Raw genomic sequence first — 17,606 nt, 5'->3', positions numbered from 1 at the left:
CTCCTTCATGTTTCGGGTGGTTGCACAACGTCGGCATGAGGAAGCGGTGCGCAGGTGACCCGCCAGGCTCGGGTGCGCCCCGCACGGTCACCGCGGACGCGCGTCATCACCCTGCCCCAATTGATGGCGGCCGCCGTGGAAGCCAATCCCGGCGGCCCCGCCGTCGTATTCGCCGATGCGAACCTCAGTTCCGCGCAGCTGAGCTACGCCGAACTGGATGAGCGTTCGACCAGGCTGGCCCGGCTGCTCATCGATCGTGGTGTCGGGCCCGAGGATCTGGTCGCCGTGGCCATCCCGCGGTCGGTGGATTCGGTGCTCGCGGTGTGGGCGGTCGCCAAGACCGGTGCGGGATTCGTTCCGGTGGATCCGAATTATCCGGCGCAGCGAGTAGCGCACATGCTGACCGACTCCGCTGTGAGCTTCGGGTTGACCGTCAGCACGGTCCGCCGCGGCCTGCCCGACCACGCCGAATGGCTGGTGATCGACGACATAGTCACCGCGCAAGTGCTGCAGCGATATCCGGTGGACCGGGTGACCAACCAGGATCGGGTGCGGCCGCTGCACGGCGCGCATCCGGCCTACGTCATCTACACCTCGGGATCGACCGGTGTCCCGAAGGGCGTGGTCATCACCCACCAGGGGTTATCCGGCTTCTGCGACGAGCAGCGCACCCGGTACCGGGTGACGAGTGCCGCGCGGACACTGCATTTCGCCTCGCCGTCCTTCGACGCCTCGGTGCTGGAGCTGCTGCTGGCACTGGGTGGCGCGGCCACCATGGTGGTGGTGTCGCCGACCGTCTACGGCGGTGCCGAACTGGCCGCGGTATTGAAGCGCGAACGGGTGACGCACGCCTTCGTGACGCCCGCGGCGCTGGCCTCGGTGGAACCCGCGGGACTCGACGAGTTGCGGGTCGTGGTGACCGGTGGCGAGGCGTGCCCGCCGCAGTTGGTGCGGCGCTGGGTATTACCGATCGCTGGCGGGTTGCTGCGCGAATTCTTCGACGCCTACGGTCCGACCGAGGCCACCGTCGCCACGAATATCACCGCGCCGATGGTGCCGTGGGAACCGGTGACCCTCGGTCCGCCGATCCACGGCATCACCGCCTACGTGCTCAACGATCGCTTGGTGCCGGTGCCGAATCGAGTGGTCGGCGAGCTATATGTCGCCGGAGCGCAACTGGCGCGCGGTTACCTCGGTCAGCGGGCGCTCACCGCCGCGCGTTTCGTGGCCAATCCGTTCGAGCCCGGCACCCGGCTCTACCGCACCGGCGATCTGGTGCGCTGGACCGCTACCGGTGAACTGGAGTACCTGGGCCGCAATGACTCCCAGGTGAAGATCCGCGGCTTCCGCATCGAACTCACCGAAATCGACGCGATCCTGGGCTCTGCCGAGAGTGTGGACTTCGCGGTCACCCTCGGGTACGAACGCGACAGCGGGACCACCGTATTGGTGTCCTATGTGCACCCCGCGCACGGGCACACCGTCGATTTGGTGGAGCTGAAGGCGCTGGTCGAGCGGAAATTGCCGGCGCATATGGTGCCCGCCTGCATCACGGTGCTCGACGAGGTGCCGCTGACGCCCACGGGCAAACTGGACCGCAAAGCGTTACCCGAACCGGTCTTCGAGGCCAAGGTTTTCCGCGCTCCCTCGACGCCGGTCGAGCAGATCGTCGCGGGCACCTTCGGCGATGTGCTCGGTGTCGCGCGGGTCGGCCTGGACGACGACTTCTTCGAACTCGGCGGCAATTCGCTGCTCGCCACCCAGGTGACCGCCCGGCTGGATGCCGCGCTGGATACCGAGTTGGCGGTGCGCGATCTGTTCCACGCCGCGACGGTCGCCGCCTTCGCCGCGGTGGTCGAGCGCACCGCCGGATCCGGCCGCAGTCGGCCGCCGCTGATCGCGGGGGAGCGGCCCGAGCTGATCCCGCTGTCGCTGGCCCAGCAGCGGTATTGGTTCCTCAACCAGTTCGACACCGATACCTCGGCGGTGGACAACATTCCGCTCGCCGTGCGGCTCACCGGTGAGCTGGACGCGGTCGCACTCGGTCTGTCGATCGGTGACGTGCTGACCCGCCACGAGGTGCTGCGGACCACCTATCCGAGCGCGGGCGGGCGGCCGCATCAGGTCGTGCATCCGGTGCCGGAGAATGCCTTCGCCCTGGTGCCGGTCGAGGTGACCGAGGACGATTTGGTGCGCCGGATCGTCGAATTCGCCGCGATGACCTTCGATGTGACCATCGAGGTGCCGGTCGCGATCGCACTGTTCCAAATCGCGCCGCGCGACCACGTGATCGCGCTGACCGTGCACCATGTGGCGGCCGACGGTGCGTCGATGGGTCCGCTCGCCCGCGATCTCATGGTCGCCTATGCCGCACGGGTGCAAGGGCAGCTGCCGCAGTGGCATCCGCTGCCGGTGCAGTACGCCGACTACGCGCTGTGGGAGCGCGAGGTGCTCGGCTCCGAGGACGATCCGGAATCGCTGGCCGCACAGCAGATCGCGTACTGGCAGGCGACCCTGGCGCAGCTGCCGGATCAGCTGGAACTACCCGCGGATCGCCCGCGCCCGCCCGCACAGTCCTTCCAGGGCAGGTCGGTTCGGTTCGAGATCTCCGCGGATCGGCACGCGCGGCTGCACACGCTGGCGCGGGCCAATCACGCCTCGCTGTTCATGGTCGTGCACGCGGCGCTGGCCGTCCTGCTGTCTCGTTTGTCGGGCACCGACGATATCGCCGTGGGCACGCCGATCGCCGGTCGTGGCGAACGCGAACTCGACGATCTGATCGGCATGTTCGTCAACACCTTGGTATTCCGGACGCGCGTGCGACCCGGTGATACCTTCGCCGAGCTGCTCGCCGACGTCCGTGAGCGCGATCTCGAGGCCTTCGCGCACGCCGACGTGCCGTTCGAGCGCATCGTGGAGGCGCTGAACCCGGTTCGCTCGATCGCCCGCAATCCGCTGTTCCAGGTCAGCCTTTCGTTCCAGAACCTGGCCGAAGCCACCTTCGAACTGCCCGGACTCTCGGTCGGCGCGGTCGATTTCGATCTGCAGTTGGCCAAGACGGACCTGCATATCTCGCTGGCCGACCGCTACGGCCCCGACGGCGCGCCCGCCGGGATCGTGACCGATTTCGGTTATGCCACCGACCTGTTCGACGAGACCACGGTGCAGGGGTTCGCGGATCGTTTCCTGCGGGTGCTCGATGCAGTGATCGCCGATGTCTCGGTGCGCGTCGGCGAGATCGAACTGCTCGCCCTGGAAGAGAGTTCGCGGATTCTGGCGGACTGGAACGACACCGCGCACCCCATCGATACGACGGCGACGCTGGTCTCGCTCTTGGATGCGACGGTCGCCGCGGCGCCGGATGCGGTGGCGCTGGTCGCGGATCAGCCGGGCCGCAAGCTCACTTACGCCGAACTCGACGCGCGGGCGAATCGCTTGGCGCGGTATCTGATCGAGCGCGGTGTGCGACCGGAGGACCGGGTCGCGCTGGGCATTCGCCGGTCGGTCGATCTGATCGTCGCCATGTACGCGGTGGCGAAATCCGGTGCGGCGTATGTGCCCATCGATCCGGACCAACCCGCCGAACGCGTCGAATACATCCTGCGGACCGCGCGACCCATCTGCCTGTTGAGCACGGTCCACGACGGATTCCACACCGACGCGGTCGATTCCGTGACGATCGACGAGCTCGACCTGTCCCGATACCACGACGCACCGGTCATGGCGCGCGAACGCCGTGGGACGCTGCGGCCCGGGAATACCGCGTACGTGATCTTCACGTCGGGTTCGACCGGGCAGCCGAAGGGTGTCGCGGTTGCGCACGGCGCGATCGTCAACCAGTTGCTATGGGAGACCGCCGAATTCGGCCTCGGCGCCGATGATGTGGTGCTGCTGAAGACGGTGGCCACCTTCGACCTATCGGTCTGGGAGTTCTGGACCGCGGCGGTATGCGGTGGCACGCTGGTGATCGCCGCGCCGGATGGTCATCGGGATCCGGCGTATCTGAACGAGTTGATGGCACGCGAGTCGGTGACGACATTGCATGTCGTGCCCTCGATGCTGGACGCATTGTCGACGGGACAGCTTTCCCGCTCGCTGCGGCGGGTCCTGGCGATCGGCGAGGCGCTACCCGCCGCGACCGCACAGCGGTTCCGTCAGGACGCGGCGTCCTGGGGTCGCTCCGCTCCGGCACCGGAGTTGTTCAACCTCTACGGCCCGACCGAGGCCGCGGTATCCATCACCAACCATCGGGTGACCGATGCGGACGTCCTATCGGTGCCGATCGGTGCCCCGGAGTGGAACAGCCGCGTCTACGTGCTGGATTCGCGGCTACGCCCGGTTCCGGTCGGCGTATCGGGCGAGTTGTATCTGGCCGGTGCGCAATTGGCGCGCGGCTACTTCGGACGGGCGGACCTGACGGCGGAGCGGTTCGTGGCCAACCCGTTCGAACTCGGTGCGCGCATGTACCGCACCGGTGACCTGGTGGCGTGGAATGCCGACGGTGAGCTGGAGTACCGCGGCCGCACCGACTTCCAGGTGAAGATCCGCGGCTTCCGCATCGAACTCGGCGAGATCGAGACCGCCCTGCTCGCCCGGCCCGAGATCGCCCAGGCCGCGGTAGGAGTCAAATCCGATCCGCGTATCGGCGACTGGCTGGTGGCATACCTCGTCGAGGCGACACCTGTGGTGGTCGCCGAGCTGAAGGCCGCGCTGGCCTCGGTGCTGCCGTCGTACATGATGCCCAATGCCTTCGTGACGCTGGAGTCGTTGCCGCGCAATGCGAATGGCAAGTTGGACCGCGCCGCGCTACCCGAACCCGAATTCGAGACCCAGGTCTTCCGCGCGCCGTCGACCCCGATCGAGGAGATCGTCGCGGGCGTCTACGGCGACGTGCTCGGCTTGGAGCGCGTCGGCCGCGACGACGATTTCTTCGCCATGGGCGGTAACTCGCTGCTGGCGACCCAGGTGGCCGCGCGGGTCGGCGACGCGCTCGACACCAAGGTGCTGGTGCGGTCGGTCTTCGAGACGCCGACCGTGGCCGGACTGGCCGCCAAGGTCGAGAGCCAGGTCGGTTCGGGTCGGCGGCGGCCGCTGCTGGCCGGATTGCGGCCGGAGCAGGTGCCGCTATCGCTGGCGCAGTTGCGGATGTGGTTCATCAACCAGTTCGATCCCAGTTCGGCCGCCTACCACATCCCGGTGGCCATCCGGCTCTCCGGCGAATTGGACGTCACCGCGCTCGGTCTGGCCGTCGAGGATATGGTGGCTCGGCACGAGGTGCTGCGCACCGTCTATCCGCAGACCCCCGACGGTCCGGTGCAGGAAGTGCTCGCCCCGATCGAGGTGCCGATCGATCTGGTGCCCATTGCGATCGCGGAAGCCGATGCGGCACAGGAGGTTCGGGAGGTCGTCGCCGCCGGCTTCGACGTCACCGTCGAGGTGCCGTTCCGCGCCAGGCTGTTCCGGCTCGATGGCGCCGCTAGCGACTGCTTGCAGGTCGCTCGAAACAACACCGATTACATCCTGGTCTTCGTCGCGCATCACATCGGCGCGGACGGCTGGTCGATGGGGCCGCTGGTTCGCGACGTCATGCTCGCCTACTCCGCTCGCAGCGCCGGTGAGCCGCCCGCGTGGGCGCCGCTGCCGGTGCAGTACGCGGATTTCAGTGTCTGGCAACGCAATGTGCTCGGATCCGAGGACGATCCGGACAGCCTGATCTCGGCGCAGGCCGACTACTGGCGGACCGCGCTGGCCGATCTGCCCGACGAGCTCAACCTGCCGACGGATCGACCGCGCCCGGCCATCCGGACCTTCGCGGGCGGGCGCACCGAATTCGGGATCGATCCGCAGGTGCACGCCGGTTTGGCGCGGCTCGCGCGCGAACACAACGCCACCATGTTCATGGTGGTGCACGCCGCGCTGTCGGTCTTCCTATCGCGCATGTCCTGCACCGGCGATATCGCCATCGGCACACCGGTGGCCGGTCGCGGCGCGGCCGAACTCGACGACATGATCGGCATGTTCGTCAATACGTTGGTACTGCGGCTAGACGTGCCCGGCGATATCACCTTCGGTGATCTGCTCAACCGGGCCAAAGAGACGGACCTGCAAGCCTTTTCCCATGCCGACCTCCCGTTCGAGCGGTTGGTCGAGCTGCTGAACCCGCCGCGCTCCACGGCACGGCATCCGCTGTTCCAGGTGTCGATGTCGTATCTGAACCTGCCGACCAGCACCTTCGAACTGCCCGGATTGCGTGTCGAGACAGTCGATTTCGCGGTCGACACGGCGAAATTCGATCTGTCCCTGACCATGTGGGCGCCGGGTACCGCCGAGGACAGCCTGCGCGGCGAGTTCAACTTCGCGCGGGATCTGTTCGACGACAATACGATCGAACACTTCGCCGCCCGGTTCACCCGGCTGCTCACCGAAATCGTCGCGCACCCGCACACTCCGGTGGGTGACCTACCGCTGCTCGAGGAGACCGAAGAGCATGCGCTGACCCCGGTGCGCCGCGGCGAGACACCCGCCATCGGGCTGCTGCCGGACCTGCTGACCAGCGCGGTCGATACCGATCCCGAGCACGTCGCGGTGCGTTCCGCCGGTCGCTCGATCAGCTATCGCGAACTCGACGAATACTCGTCGCGGCTGGCTCGGGTGCTCATCGATCGCGGTGTCGGCCCGGAGACCCTTGTCGCACTTGCCTTCCCGCGCTCCCTGGAGATGGTGGCGGCGTTCTGGGCGGTCGCCAAGGCCGGTGGCGCGCATGTGCCGGTCGACCCGACCTATCCGGCGGAGCGGATCCGGCATATGGTCACCGACTCCGGCGTCGTCCTCGGCATCACCACCTCGACCTACTCGGAGCAGTTGCCCAACGGTTCGAGCAAGACCTCCTGGCTGCAACTCGACGATCCCGCGATCCACGCTGCGGTGGCCGGTAAGTCGGCGGCACCGGTCACCGATGCCGACCGGCTCGCGCCGCTGCTGCCCCAGCATCCGGCCTACGTGATCTACACCTCGGGCTCGACGGGTGTCCCCAAGGGCGTCACCGTCACCCACGTCGGTGTCGGCGGCGCGGTCGAGTACGCGAGCGCCATGTTCCAGCTCACCGCGCACCACCGCTTCCTGCACCTGTGCTCGCCGAGCTTCGATCCGTCGATTCTGGAGTGGCTCTGCACCTTCCACAATGGCGCGACCCTGGTGATCGTGCCGTCCACGATGCTGGGCGGCCCGGATCTGAGCGCGCTGCTGCGCACCGAGCGGGTCACGCACGCGATCTTCACCCCGGCCGTGCTCGGCACCGTCGACCCGGCGGGTCTGGACGAGTTGCGATTCCTATCCTGCGGCGGCGATGTCACCTCGCCGGAGCTGGTCGCCAAATGGCAGCCCGGGCGGCACTTCTTCAACGGCTACGGTCCGACCGAGGCCACCGTCGCCGCCTCGTGGAGCGAGATGATCGCCGGGCAGCGCATCACCATCGGCGCGCCCGTGCCCGCAACGCCCATGCTGGTATTGGATTCGCGGCTGCGACCGGTGCCGCCGGGCGCCGTCGGCGAGCTGTATCTCGCGGGCACCGCACTTGCACGTGGCTACCACGATCGTCCCACGATGACCGCGGAGCGCTTCGTCGCCGACCCGTGGGGGCCGCCCGGCACCCGGATGTATCGCACCGGCGATCTCGTGCGCTGGGTCGGTGAACCGGGGGAGTGGGAGCTCGAATACGTCGGTCGCGCGGACTTCCAGCTGAAGATCCGCGGCTTCCGCATCGAACTCGGTGAGATCGACGCGGTACTCACCGGACACGACGACATCGAATTCGCCGTCACCATTGGCAGGGAAACCGCGACGGGGGAAATGATTCTCGTCGCCTACGTGCTTCCGGTACTCGGACGGACCATCGATACCACCGAGCTCACCGAATACGCGGCGCGCAGCCTGCCGCGGCATATGGTGCCAGCGGCGGTGGTGGTCCTCGACCAAGTGCCGCTCACCCCGGTCGGCAAGATCGATCGCGCGGCCCTGCCCGAACCCGAACTGGACCAGCGCCCCTACCTCGCGCCCTCGACCCCGCAGGAACAGGCCGTCGCAGACGTATACGCCGAGGTCCTGGGTATCGACCGAGTCGGCGCCGAGGACGACTTCTTCGCACTCGGCGGCAGTTCGCTGGTCGCGATGCGCGCGGTGAGCAAGCTGCGCGAACTGACCGGTATCGCGGTCCAGGTGCAGTGGTTCTTCACCGATCCCACCGTCGCGGCCCTCACCCAGCGCATCATGGCGGCCGACGAATCCGGCGACTACGACCACGGATTGAATGCCGAAGCCGCCCTCGACGTGCTGCTGCCGATCCGTCACGGCACCGCCGCGCCGCTGTTCTGTATCCATCCGATGGCCGGATTGTCCTGGTGCTACACCGGTCTCGCGCAGTATCTGCCCGCGGACACCCCGATCTTCGGTGTGCAGTCGCCCGCGCTGTCCGATCCGGACTTCCGGCCGGATTCGGTGGACGCGATCGCGCATCGCTACGTCGAGGAGATCCGTACTGTACAACCGGAGGGCCCCTACCGGCTGCTCGGGTGGTCGCTGGGCGGCGCGCTCGCGCACGCGGTCGCGGTCGAATTGCAGTCCACCGGTGCGGAAATCGCATTGCTCGCCATGCTGGACAGCCGCACCGGCGGCAGTATCGCCGACTTCTGGGCGGAGCTGCGCTCGGCCTTCGCCGAACTCGGCATCGGCCCGGAACAGCTGGGCGACAGCAATATCCGCAACCTTACCGAAGAGGCCCTTGCCGCCCTGTACGCCAGCATACCGCCAGAGCTCGCCCTACTCACTCCAGAACGCCTGCGCCACAGCTACCGTGGCGCGGTGCGCTCGGTCGAGCTCGGCATCAACCATCAGCACAAGGTCTTCCACGGCACGCTCGACTTCTTCAGCGCCACCGGCCACACCGCCGAACCCCGGGCCTGGCGGCCCTACGTCGACGGCGTGATCACCGAGCACCAGATTTCCGCGACCCACGAGCTGATGACCACTCCGGCGGCCTTCGCCGAGATCGGACCGGTCCTCGCGGCATTGCTCGCGCAACAGCCCCCGGTCGAGGATGACATCGAGCACCCGGCAGAGCCGGTCGAGGAGCCGCTGACCGAAAACGCCGCGCTACCAACCGAAGCCGAGGCCGTGCTCGATGCACCCGCCCCGGTCGAATACGAGCGTGTGGCATCGGTCGCTGATCCAGTACCTGTCGAGCACGACGACGCGGGATCGGTCGGGGACCCAGCGCAGTTCGAAAACGATTACGCGGGTTCGGCTGTCGATCGGGCACCTGTCGAGCACGACAATGCGAGACCGGTTAGGCACCCAGCGCAGTTCGAAAGCGACTATGCGGGTTCGGCTGTTGGTCGAGCATCAGTCGAACACGACGGTGCGGGACCGGTTGGGGACCCAGCGCAGTTCGAAAGCGACTATGCGGGTTCGGCTGTCGGTCGGGCACCTGTCGAGCACGGGGACGCGGGATCGGTTGGGCACCCAGCGCAGTTCGAAAACGACCATGCGGAATCGGCCGTCGATCGCGGACCGGTCGGATACGACTTCGGCGGACCGGTCGACGACCCAACCCAGTTCGAATACGACTATCCGACATCGATCCTCGTCCCGGTACGCGTCGACATCCCGGCACCGGCCGATGACCCGACGTCGGGCGATGACCTACCCCCCACGGTCGAGGCCCCCGCGCTGGAGTTCGACGACGACGAAACCGAAGCCGCCCACGCGGCGCCCGCGCCCGACGAGACCGCGCATGTCGCCTTCACGCTCGACGCGGCGGTACCCGAGGAGCCGATCGAATTCGCGGTCCCACACCGCCCTGATGAACCCGACGACCGCCCCATCCCGCTATCGCTCACCCCGAATGCCGTGCGGCTCTTGGACTCCGGCGCCGAACTGCGCGTCATCACCATCGACATCCCGCCCAACTTCTCACCCGAGGCGGTGCAATTCGCCGTCGATACCGTGCTCGAGCAGCACCCGATGCTGTGGGTGCGTCTGCACCGCGACGGCACCGATCCGGTCTTCGAGATTCCGGCGGAGGCCCAGCGCGTCGACGAGGCCTTCCTCGGGCTGGAGTACACCATCGACCAGACTCCGCCGCCGCTCGACGACGTGGTGCGCGCCGTCGCCACCGAACTGGACCCGGCACACGGCCGCAATATCCGCTTCGTCCTGGTCGGCGGCCGAGAGGTGCCCTCGACCATGGTCGTGGTCGCCAACGGGCTGGTGGTGGACGACACCTCCTGGCGCACCATCATCGACAAACTGTCGCTGGCCTGGTCGCGCGGTCGGCACCGGACGCCGGCCGTTCCCGAGGCCGGGCTGTCCGATCTGCTCGGTGTGCTGGCGGAGCGGGCGAGCGGCCCGGCCGCGATCGAGGAAGTGACCTGGTGGCACCACACATTGAGCGTGGTCCCCGCGGCCGCGGCCGGTGCCGCGGGTAAGAATCTGCGGTCGCGCCGTCGGGTATCGCTGACCATCACCACCGAGGGCACCGCGGCCATCGTCTCGGCGGCCGCCGCGTACGACGCGAGCGTCGACGAGGTCCTGCTGACCGCCATGGCCATCGCCCAGATCACCTCCGCGGGCGAGACCGTCACCGACGCCATCGGCCCGGTGGTGCGCCTGCTCGCCGACTGCCGGGGGATGGCCGAGACCGATACCCTCGTCGGCGCGTTCACCACCGACTATCCGCTGCCGCTGCGGCTGGAGGGCATCGATATCGAGGAGGCGCTGGTCGGTGGCCGCGCGGCGGGTATCGCGATTCAGCAGATCAAACGGCTCACCGGTGCGGTGCCGTCCTACGGCGTCGGTTATGGCCTGCTGCGCTATCTCAACCCCGATACCGCCGCCGCCCTGACCGCGCTGCCCAGCGGCCGGGTCGCGCTGCGCTATCGGGATCTGCGCCCGGCGCGCGTGCACACCGACGCACCGGTCGCCGATCTGTTGCTCGATATCACCGCCGACGCCACCGCCGAGGGGCTGCTCGTTCGCTTCGACTACGCGGCCGAGGTGTTCGGCGGCGACGAGGTCAAGACCTTCGCCGAACACTGGATCCGGGCACTCGGCGGACTGGCCGAACACGGTCAGCAGGTGCGCGTCCGATAATGTCGAAAGCACGCGACCATGATCACATTCGGGCTGCTCAGGCATGGTAGGGCAACATTGCGGTAACGATGTCCACTATTGTCACGACTAAATAGGCCGTATGGTCGGGCGTGGTGCATGCCCGCGGCCTGGGGAAGCCCACCCGTAATCGCGATACGAAGTGAAGGTGTGAAATTGATGCGTAGTCTGATCCGGCGTCGCGGCACACGTGCGGCGGCGGTGATCGCGGCAACCGCGGCATTCGCGGGAGTCATGTCCGGTTTCGGCGCATCCACGGCGACGGCAGACCCGATCATGGATTCGAAGACGCTGCTCGCGAATCCGATCTCGGCGGACGGCTCGAAGATCACCAAGGCCGAGTACAAGGACGACCGCAGCATTCGCCTGCAGGTCTACTCGGCGGCCATGGACCGGACCTTCCCGGTCGACGTGCAGCGCCCCGCCGACGCCTCGGCGCCGCGTCCGGTCCTGTACCTGCTCAACGGCGCGGGCGGCGGCGAGGACGACGCGTCCTGGGTGGCCAAGACCGACGCGCTGAAGTTCCTCAGCGATAAGAACGTCAATGTGGTCCAGCCCATCGGCGGCAAGTGGAGCTACTACACCGACTGGATCAAGGACGACCCGACGCTCGGCCGCAACAAGTGGAAGACCTTCTTCACCGAGGAACTGCCGCCGCTGATCGACGGCGCGCTCGGCACCAACGGCACCAACGCCATCGCCGGCCTGTCCACCTCGGGCACCACCGTGCTCGCGCTGCCGATCGCCAAGCCGGGCCTGTACAAGGCCGCCGCCGCCTACAGCGGCTGCGCCCAGACCAGTGACCCGGTCGGCTCGGAGTTCGTCAAGCTGACCGTCGAGACCTGGGGCGGCGGCAACGTCGAGAACATGTGGGGTCCGATGGGTTCGGCGGAATGGAAGGCGAACGATCCCTACGTCAACGCCGAGGGTCTGCGCGGCACCGAGCTCTACATCTCCACCGGCAACGGTCTGCCCGGCCCGTACGACACCCTCAACGGTCAGTACGCCCTCCCCGGCTCCTACGGTCTGGCCAACCAGATCCTGATCGGCGGCATCATCGAGGCGGGCACCAACTACTGCACCAACAACATGAAGACGAAGCTGGACTCCCTCGGCATCCCCGCCACCTTCAACTTCCGCCCCTCCGGCACCCACTCCTGGGGCTACTGGAACGACGAACTGCACGCCTCCTGGCCCACCCTGGCCCACGGCCTGGGCCTCTGATATAGGCCACGCTGTTTAAAACCGACCGCCCCGATTGTGTCTTTTCTCACAATCGGGGCGGTCGGTCTTTTTTTGGCCGCGTTAGATGACGGCTGATTTCCCCAGCGCACGGGTAACTCGCCGGGTGCGGGCCGAGCTGGCCATGGCCCGACCGGCAGCCGGTTGTGGCGCCTGAGTCCGGCTCGAGGGTTCGGTGATGGGGATAGTCTAACGAAAAAGTTCGGGAACCCGTAAAATTCTGTTCTGTGAGTACAACCCTGGTCGAATCGGCGCGTAACGCGACGACCCGGGCGAGATCTGTCAGCGTCTTGCTCGGTCCGGCATTCGTAGCGGCAATCGCCTATGTCGATCCCGGCAATGTGGCGTCGAATATCAGCGCGGGCGCCCAGTTCGGCTACCTACTCGTGTGGGTCATCGTGATGGCCAATGTGATGGCCGGGCTGGTGCAGTTCCTGTCCGCGAAGCTGGGGTTGGTCACCGGCATGACGCTGCCGGAGGCGGTCCGGTCGAAGTCGAGTCGTCCGGTGCGCCTCGCCTATTGGGCGCAGGCCGAGACCGTCGCGATGGCCACCGACCTGGCCGAGGTGGTCGGCGGCGCAATCGCGTTGCGGCTGCTGTTCGGGCTGCCGCTGCTGGTCGGCGGGTTGATCACCGGTGTGGTCTCGATGGCACTGCTGCTGGTGCAGGACCGACGCGGCCAGAAGCCGTTCGAGCGGGTCATCACCGGCCTGCTCGCCGTTATCGCCATCGGCTTCCTGGCCAGCGTGGTGATATCACCGCCGTCGATCTCGGGCACCGTCGGCGGACTGCTGCCGCGTTTCCAGGGGACCGAGAGTGTGCTGCTCGCGGCGGCCATGATCGGCGCGACCGTCATGCCGCACGCGGTGTACCTGCACTCCGGGCTGGCCCGCGACCGCCATGGTCAACCCGAGGTCGGTCCGCTGCGGACCAGGCTGCTGCGGGTCACCAGATACGACGTCGGGCTCGCCATGGTGCTGGCGGGCACGGTCAACCTGGCCATGCTGCTGATGGCCGCGAATACCCTGCGCGGCCGCGAGGATGTGGACACCCTCGAGGGTGCGCACGCCGCCGTCGGTGACGCGCTCGGCCCCATCGCCGCACTGCTGCTGGCAATCGGCCTGTTGGCCTCCGGCCTGGCATCCACATCGGTCGGCGCGTATGCGGGCGCGATGATCATGGAAGGCCTGCTGCGGCGCAGGATTCCGCTGCTGGCGCGCCGTCTGGTCACGCTGGTTCCGGCGCTCATCATCCTGGCGGTCGGCATCGATCCCACCCGCGCGCTGATCATTTCGCAGGTGGTGCTGTCGTTCGGCATTCCGTTCGCATTGATCCCGCTGGTCCGCTTCACCAGCGATCGCGTCCTGATGGGCATCGATGTCAACCACCGGGTGACCACGGGCCTGGCCTGGCTGGTCGCCATCATCATCAGCCTGCTGAACGTGGCACTGATCTACCTGACCGTCACGGGCGGCTAGCCGAAGAGCGTGCGCTGGGCGTAGCCGGTATCGAAATACTCACGCGCTTCGGCGATCTTGCCGTCCTGGACGCGCAGGACGACCGCCACATTGTTGACGTAGGGCTCGCCCGCCTTGGTGGTCGCGCGGGTGGTCCATTCGGCGAGTGCCTGCTCCCCATCGGCCAGTACGGTCCGCACCTCCTGACCGATCGGCTGCGACAGGTCCATCCGCTCGACCATCTGCGCGACGAATTGTCCGAAGATCTCCTCCGGCCCGGTCCAGGTCCGCGCGGTCGGCAGCTCGCCGAACAGGGTCCAGGTCGATTCCGGTGTGAAGAAGGCGGCGGCGCGTTCGGCGTCGCCGGATCCGAGTGCCTCGATATAGGCCAGGATCGTGGCGCGGGTCTGCTCGGTGGTCGACATGTCGCTCCCTCAGGCGTCGATGGTGAGGATCGCGTTGCCGCGGATCCGGCGGTTGTTCAAATCGGTGAGCACGCTCCCTGTTTCGGCCCAGTCGGCGACCCTACCGATCTCCGGATGCAGGCTGCCCTCGGCCGTCAGGTTCACCAGGACGCGCAGGTCTTCGGCATCGGTGGTGTCCGCGACCCAGTGCGGGAAATGCTTAATCGTGAACGGGGTGACGGTGAGGTATTCGAAGAAGCTGAGCCGAATCGGTTGCAGGCTCGCCTGGCCGAACCACAGCACGGTGCCGCCGGGCGCGACCCGGGCGAGTGCGGCAGCGAAGACATCGCCGCCGACCGATTCGAAGATGACATCGAAGGGCCCGTCGGCCTCGGCGACGTCGTGGACGACGGCCACCGCGCCGAGTTCGACCAGCCGTGCGCCACGCTCCGGGGATGCCGCCACCGCGGTCACCGCAATGCCTGCGGCCGTTGCCAATTCGACGAGATAGTGACCGACTCCGCCGGATGCCCCGGTGACCAGCGCCTTTTTGCCGCCCGGGGCTTCGACGTGGCGGAGCAGACGCAGCGCGGTCAATCCGGCGAGCGGCAACGCGGCCGCGGTGGTGGCGGGCACCGCGTCGGGCAGTTCGGCCAGCGCGGACGTCGGCACCGCCACCCGCTCGGCCCAGCCGCCGCCCTCGGCATGGCCGACTACGCGGGTTCCCACGGCGGGCCCCGAGCCGTCGGGGGCCGCCGCGACCACCCGGCCGACGACATCCTGTCCCATGACCGTGCCCGGCGCGGTCGGGGTGCCGTAGGCGCCGGTCATGGCAAGGATCTCGCCGCGATTCACCGAGAACGCCTCGACCCGGATGATCGCCGCATCGGCGGCGGCCTCGGGTTCGGCGGTCTCGGTGAACCGCACCAATGTCCGATCACCGGTTGCTGCAAGGGCTTTCATCTGATTCCTCCTGGTCGCTTCGACGAGAACGACACTAAGAGGGTTGGTCTCCTGGTGAAAGAAGGCAGTAATTAGTGGTATAGGTACCTGGTGGATACCAACGATCCCATGGAATACGACATCTTCAACCTGAACTGCCCCTCGCGCGCGGTCTTCGACCGACTCGGCGAACGGTGGACCGGGCTGGTGCTGCTGGCCCTGAAACCGGGCACGCTGCGCTTCTCGGAACTGCGCAGGCAGGTGCAGGGCATCACGCAGAAGATGCTCACGCAGACCCTGCGCGGCCTGGAGCGCGACGGCATGGTGTCGCGCACCGTGTATCCGACGGTGCCGGTAACCGTCGAATACACCCTCACCCCGCTCGGCCACAGCCTCAGCGCCGCGGTCGATGTGCTGCGCGCCTGGGCCATCGAGCACATCGACGAAATCGATGCGGCCAGAGCGGAATATGCCGCAGTCGACTAATTCACCACATGACTCGACCACGACGGAGCGAGTCCTACGAGCGACGTTCGCGGTCCATCAGACCCAGTTCTCGATCCAGTACTTCCAGATCAACGGGGCATACGCGGCCAGCGGCGGCACCTTGATATCGGTGCCGGCGAGCGCGGCCGTCGTGTGGCGGCAGTCGAACCAGCAGCTGAATTCGCTGTGCTCCAATACATCCAGGGGGACGCCGACGCGGGTCAGCAGCCAGCTCATGCCGGGAACCCGCAGCATCATTTCGAGGGTGCGCTTGGGCATCACCTCCACCAGATGCGGCGCTCCGGCCTCATCGGCGAACAGGTTCAACGCCTCGGCGGCGCTGTGCCGACGCGGATCGACCAGATGGTAGGTGGTCGAGTTCGAGTCGGGTTGGTGTGCAAGGTGATCCAGTGCGCGGGCCACGAAATCGACCGGCACCATATTGGTTTCACCCAGCTTCGGTACCAGCACGGGCAGGATTCTCGGCAGTTGCGCGGCCATCCGCAGCAGCCGGAAGAAGTAGTAGGGCCCGTCGACCCGATCGATCTCACCGGTGCGCGAATGCCCGATCACGATCGAGGGCCGATATATCCGCCAACCTATCCCGGATTCGCGCACGATCTTCTCGGCCTCGAACTTGGCCCGCTGCATCGGCGAGGTCAGCACCTGCCCCTTGTCGAACATGTCCTCGGTGAACAGGCCTTCGAATCCGCCCGCCACATCCACCGTCGACATATGGTGCAGCACCCCGGCTTTCAGCTGCTCGGCGACATCGACGACATGCGGGGTGCCGCCGCCGCGTTCGGTCAGGTCATAGCTGGACGCCAGATGGAAGACGTGGTCTATCGCCCCCTGATGCTCGGCGAGCCAGCCCGAATCGATGCCGAGCCCGGGCGCGCCGAGATCCCCGCGCACCGGCCGCACCCGATCCCCGCCCAGCCACTCCCGGGCACAGCAGGTGTACCGATCGGCCGAATCAACACCCGGCCGAACCAGCACATGAATATCACCATCCCGTTTCAGCAACTCGGGAATAAGAAACCGACCGATAAACCCAGTTGCTCCAGTAACCAGGTAAGCCATAGCGGATGAACATAGTCGCTTGTTCATCCCCGCCTGTGTCCGGGACCACTCTCCCGGAGATAGCTCGCCGCGCTATCCGCTCCAGCAGCTCGCCGAGCGTAGTGATATGGCCGTCGCACGCGGCGTGCGCGACCACCATTCGACTCCGCTCGACGGAACCGCTCGGCAGCAGCTATCTGGATGCGGCGCTAGCTTGTGCGGGGGCTTCGAGGGTGTTCGCGCACCGCTTGCCATGCGGCGGCCCAAGGGAACAGGTCGATGGAGATCTCCTCTGCGCCTGGCTCATGGTGTTGGTAGATGTCGAGTACGGCTACGCCCCAGTCCGACAGCTTGCGAATCGCCTCCCGCACCGCGGGAAAGCTCATCTGCGCCCGATTGGAGAACGGCACGGCGACGACCGGCAACTCGTTGCCAACCGCTTCGACCAACAAACCGAGCGGCAACGTATCGGAGATCCCGGCAGCCCACTTGGCGACCGAATTACAGGTAATCGGCGCGGCGATCATCGCATCGGCAGGCGGAAGCACATCGGGAGCACCCGGGTCCTTGTACGCGCACCGCACCGGATGCCCCGTCGCGGCCTCGAGCACATCGGTATCGATGAACCGCCGCCCCTCCGGGGACGCGATCACGCACACGTCCCACCCGTCGGCTCGCGCCAGATCAACGAGCTCACCGACACCGCCGGCGGCGGACGCACCGGTGACGATGGCATACAGCACCGGGTCTCCGTTGTCGTTCATCACCCCATCGTGTCAGTTCCGATGGCTCGGTAGCCGGTTGTCGCGGAGCGTCGAGCCAGAATGCGAGCCCCGCGACCTCCGCGTCG

The 17,606-nt window shown here is 67.2% G+C and carries 7 protein-coding genes and 1 pseudogene; 4 read left to right on the top strand and 4 right to left on the bottom strand.

Translation table 11 applies throughout. The features are described 5' to 3' along the window. Window positions 1-72: 72 nt before the first annotated feature. The 3 genes and pseudogenes from ACHQ4I_RS39700 to ACHQ4I_RS39690 all read left to right on the top strand — a co-directional run. Window positions 73-11,145: pseudogene (locus ACHQ4I_RS39700) on the top strand (amino acid adenylation domain-containing protein); the annotation flags it as partial. Window positions 11,146-11,397: 252 nt separating this feature from the next. Further along, complete coding sequence (locus ACHQ4I_RS39695) at window positions 11,398-12,387, top strand: alpha/beta hydrolase (RefSeq protein WP_420777090.1); 990 nt, start codon at window positions 11,398-11,400, stop codon at window positions 12,385-12,387. Window positions 12,388-12,644: 257 nt separating this feature from the next. Beyond that, a complete protein-coding gene (locus ACHQ4I_RS39690) occupies window positions 12,645-13,883 on the top strand; it encodes an Nramp family divalent metal transporter (protein ID WP_420777089.1) in 1,239 nt (412 codons plus the stop codon). On the opposite strand, the gene ACHQ4I_RS39685 is transcribed toward ACHQ4I_RS39690, so the two are convergent. After that, entirely contained in the window at window positions 13,880-14,287 is a 408-nt protein-coding gene (locus ACHQ4I_RS39685; RefSeq protein ID WP_420777051.1) for a nuclear transport factor 2 family protein, read from the bottom strand. The genes ACHQ4I_RS39690 and ACHQ4I_RS39685 overlap by 4 nt on opposite strands. Window positions 14,288-14,296: 9 nt before the next feature. Next, window positions 14,297-15,229, bottom strand: a complete 933-nt coding sequence (locus ACHQ4I_RS39680; protein WP_420777050.1) for a zinc-binding dehydrogenase — start codon at window positions 15,227-15,229, stop codon at window positions 14,297-14,299. 90 nt (window positions 15,230-15,319) lie between these two features. On the opposite strand from ACHQ4I_RS39680, the gene ACHQ4I_RS39675 reads away from it, so the two are divergent. Further along, on the top strand, window positions 15,320-15,694 hold the full coding sequence (locus ACHQ4I_RS39675; RefSeq protein WP_420777049.1) for a winged helix-turn-helix transcriptional regulator: 375 nt from the start codon (window positions 15,320-15,322) through the stop codon (window positions 15,692-15,694). 57 nt (window positions 15,695-15,751) lie between these two features. Here the strand turns inward: ACHQ4I_RS39675 and ACHQ4I_RS39670 are convergent, their stop codons facing one another. Together ACHQ4I_RS39670 and ACHQ4I_RS39665 are read right to left on the bottom strand one after the other, a co-directional pair. Continuing rightward, window positions 15,752-16,777, bottom strand: coding sequence for an SDR family oxidoreductase (locus ACHQ4I_RS39670; protein WP_420777048.1), 1,026 nt, complete (start codon window positions 16,775-16,777; stop codon window positions 15,752-15,754). A gap of 188 nt (window positions 16,778-16,965) precedes the next feature. After that, window positions 16,966-17,520, bottom strand: a complete 555-nt coding sequence (locus ACHQ4I_RS39665) for a flavoprotein (RefSeq protein WP_420777047.1) — start codon at window positions 17,518-17,520, stop codon at window positions 16,966-16,968. Between the last annotated feature and the right edge of the window lie 86 nt (window positions 17,521-17,606).

The organism is Nocardia nepalensis (genome assembly GCF_048910785.1).
GTDB lineage: Bacteria > Actinomycetota > Actinomycetes > Mycobacteriales > Mycobacteriaceae > Nocardia > Nocardia nepalensis.
This window is presented reverse-complemented; position numbering and strand designations above follow the sequence as displayed.

Bases quoted from the DNA above. Each gene is read 5' to 3' on its own strand.
- ACHQ4I_RS39695 (WP_420777090.1), top strand. From the start codon at position 11,398: ATGTCCGGTTTCGGCGCATCCACGGCGACGGCAGACCCGATCATGGAT.
- ACHQ4I_RS39670 (WP_420777048.1), bottom strand. From the start codon at position 16,777: ATGGCTTACCTGGTTACTGGAGCAACTGGGTTTATCGGTCGGTTTCTT.
- ACHQ4I_RS39685 (WP_420777051.1), bottom strand. From the start codon at position 14,287: ATGTCGACCACCGAGCAGACCCGCGCCACGATCCTGGCCTATATCGAG.
- ACHQ4I_RS39665 (WP_420777047.1), bottom strand. From the start codon at position 17,520: ATGAACGACAACGGAGACCCGGTGCTGTATGCCATCGTCACCGGTGCG.
- ACHQ4I_RS39680 (WP_420777050.1), bottom strand. From the start codon at position 15,229: ATGAAAGCCCTTGCAGCAACCGGTGATCGGACATTGGTGCGGTTCACC.